Source organism: Aerococcus sp. L_32 (genome assembly GCF_050689315.1).
In genome coordinates, this window is sequence record NZ_JBOEQF010000252.1 from 1 (window position 1) to 3,051 (window position 3,051).

The 3,051-nt window shown below is 46.0% G+C and carries 2 protein-coding genes and 1 other annotated feature; both genes read left to right on the forward strand.

Annotation, left to right across the window (positions count from 1 at the left end):
- Positions 1-172 precede the first annotated feature (172 nt).
- Positions 173-400, forward strand: a binding site (T-box leader).
- 52 nt (positions 401-452) lie between these two features.
- Entirely contained in the window at positions 453-1,862 is a 1,410-nt protein-coding gene (locus tag ACRCJ0_RS11340) for an amino acid permease (protein WP_271735302.1), read from the forward strand.
- Entirely contained in the window at positions 1,852-2,772 is a 921-nt protein-coding gene (gene mmuM, locus ACRCJ0_RS11345) for a homocysteine S-methyltransferase (protein ID WP_026466563.1), read from the forward strand. Before ACRCJ0_RS11340 ends, mmuM begins: the two co-directional genes overlap by 11 nt.
- Positions 2,773-3,051: the final 279 nt, after the last annotated feature.

Sequence of the window (3,051 nt, forward strand, 5' to 3'; positions counted from 1 at the left end):
ACTCCCTGCCGTCAATGGCTTCAAAGCATTGGTAATACTGGATTATTGAGTAATTCGCTGTCTATAAAGGTTTTTAAAATTTTTTATGCATTTGATATTGCAATTAAGCGAATGAAAGTAAGCACAAGATAATTGACAACTATCCATCATTCTTGTATAATTATTAAAAATATATGAAACTTTGATGAGATAAGTAGCTGGGATAGAAACCACAGAGAGTCTGCGAATGGTGAAAGCAGATGTTTCGGAATCAGCGAAGATGGTCTTTGAGTTATCACGTGTGAGGGAAACTTAGCAAGTGACGGGTACGCCCGATAGCGCGTGAAGGGATGACAGTCCCTTGCTGAGATAATCTTTATGATTATGAACAAAGGTGGTAACGCGAGCATTCGCCCTTTCAATAGGGGGAGTGCTTTTTTTATATATTTTAATACATTTTTGGAGGGAAAAATATGGAGCAATCATTTGTAAGGGAAATGACATCAAAGCATCTAGTTATGCTTTCATTGGGTGGGGTAATCGGAACTGGAATCTTCTTGAGTTCGGGGTATCTCATTCAAACGGCGGGTTCGATCGGAACAATCATTGCGTATCTGATCGGAGCATTTTTGGTGACGCTGGTCATGATGTGCTTGGGCGAATTGTCGGTCCACGAGCCTAGTACGAGTTCGTTCCACAACTACGCTTCAAAATACATCCATCCCGGAGCAGGTTTCGTGGTGGCGTGGCTTTATTGGCTGACGTGGACAGTGGCATTGGGTTCGCAGTTCATCACCTTGGCGATTTTGTCACAACGCTGGTTCCCCGGCATTCCCACTTGGCTTTGGTGCATCTTTTTTATCGGCATTATTGTACTTTCAAACATTATTGATGTGCGTTGGTTTTCCGTCAGCGAATTTTGGATGTCGCTGATCAAAGTGCTCGCACTGGCAATTTTCCTTATCCTGGGTCTGGGTGGCATATTCGGATTTATACCGATCCAGGGAAATGAATCAGCACCACTTTTCAGCCATCTGACGGAAAACGGTTGGTTCCCGAAAGGCGCAGGCTCTGTTTTCTTGGCGATACTGTCTGCTAACTTCACTTTTTCCGGTGCGGAATTGATCGGCGTAGCCGCTGGTGAAACGTCGGATCCTAAGAAAAATATCCCGAAAGCAATCTTGCAGACAATCGTCATTTTGGTGGTCCTTTTCATCGGGACGATTGTTGTGATCGGTGCGCTGCTTCCGGATTCTGCGGCTAATTTGGATGAAAGTCCGGTGACCGTCATCCTGAATTTGATGGGTATCCCATACGCAGCAGACATCATGAACCTCGTCCTGATCACTGTAGTCCTTTCCGGCGCAAACTCTGGGGTCTACGCAGCATCAAGAATGCTGTGGTCATTGGCCAATGCAGGAACATTGCCGAAACGTTTCGCCAAATTATCCAAACGCGGGTTGCCGATTTACGGGTTGTTGCTGACCATTTTGGGTGGGCTTCTCTCCCTGTTTTCCAGCATCTATTCCGCGGACACCGTTTACCTGGCTTTGGTATCCATCTCCGCATTCGCGGTCGTGGCGGTTTGGTTGAGCATCGCTTGGGCACAACTGAATTTCCGCAAATACTATCTGAAATCGGGGCATAAACTGGATGAACTGGCTTACCAAACACCATTCTATCCAATCGTTCCGTGGCTCGTCATTATCCTTTGCTCCGTTTCGATCATCGGCATCGCGTTTGATCCGAACCAGCGGATTGCCTTGATCATCGGCATCCCATTCACGATCTTGTGCTTCTTTTATTACCAGTTATTCTTCAGCAAAAAAGCTTCTGTAGCAATCGAAAATCAAGAAGTGGGTGAGCTTTCCGATGAATTTTAAAGAGTGGCAAAAGAATCAAAAAGTGATCCTCATCGATGGTTCGATGTCCTTAGGTCTGGAGGAGCAAGGCTTGGACCTGAATGATGAGTTATGGACCGCGAAAGCATTAGTGAACGAACCGGATAAAATTGAAAAAGTTCATCAGAACTATTACGATGCCGGGGCAAACATCGCCATCACAGCGAGCTATCAAGCGACGGTTGCCGGGTTCGAGCGTTTGGGCCATACAACCGAAGAAAGCCGGGCTCTGATCAAAAGAACGGTAGAACTAGCGAAACAGGCCCAAACGAAAAGCCAAGGCCTGCAAGAAAAATGGGTGGCGGCTTCGGTCGGACCATACGGAGCCTATTTGGCGGATGGCTCTGAATATCGGGGCAATTACGGTCTGTCGCAAACCGAATTGGTCGATTTCCATCGCGAAAGGTTAGAGTTGCTGCTGGAATCCGGGGCTGATCTGCTGGCCATCGAAACCATTCCGGATCTAACGGAAATCCAGGCTGTGATTGAGTTGCTAGCCCAACATCCCAAGACGACAGCTTGGCTGACGGTGACTTTGAAGGACGATCACCATTTATGCGATGGGACCGATCTGCGTGTATTCCAGCTATTGGCAGAGTCGTCCGAGCAAATCATTGCCTACGGCGTCAATTGCGTGCAGCCGGATTTAGTTTTGCCGGCCTTGGAATATCTGAAGGAGATTGCGACAAAGCCATTAGTTGCTTATCCAAACTCGGGAGCGACCTACGATGCCACTACAAAAGTATGGACGCACAGTCATGCGGTTGATGAAGTATTCTCAAACGAAGCATTGAAATGGCATGAGTCAGGATGCAAATGGATCGGCGGCTGTTGCTGCACATCAGCCAAAGAAATCAGTTTGTTGAAGGAAACCTTTTCCGCAATTCTTTAGTTGGAATAAACATAATAAAATACACCCATCATTTTTTATGCAAAATAGAGTATGATGGGTTTTGTGTCTTTTAGTAGTGGGGTGGGCATACCCCGAGTATTTCTTTCAAGCCTTGTTTATGACTTTCGTACTGCTTTCATTTATGGTTTGTTGTATACAAATCAAGTAAGGTGGTGAGTACTGTGAGGAAAATCAAAACAAAGCTTTGAAATGGAACGGCAGCTGTTGCTACACGTCCTCAAAAGAACTCAAGCCGTCTGTCAGAAATCGATCTCAATC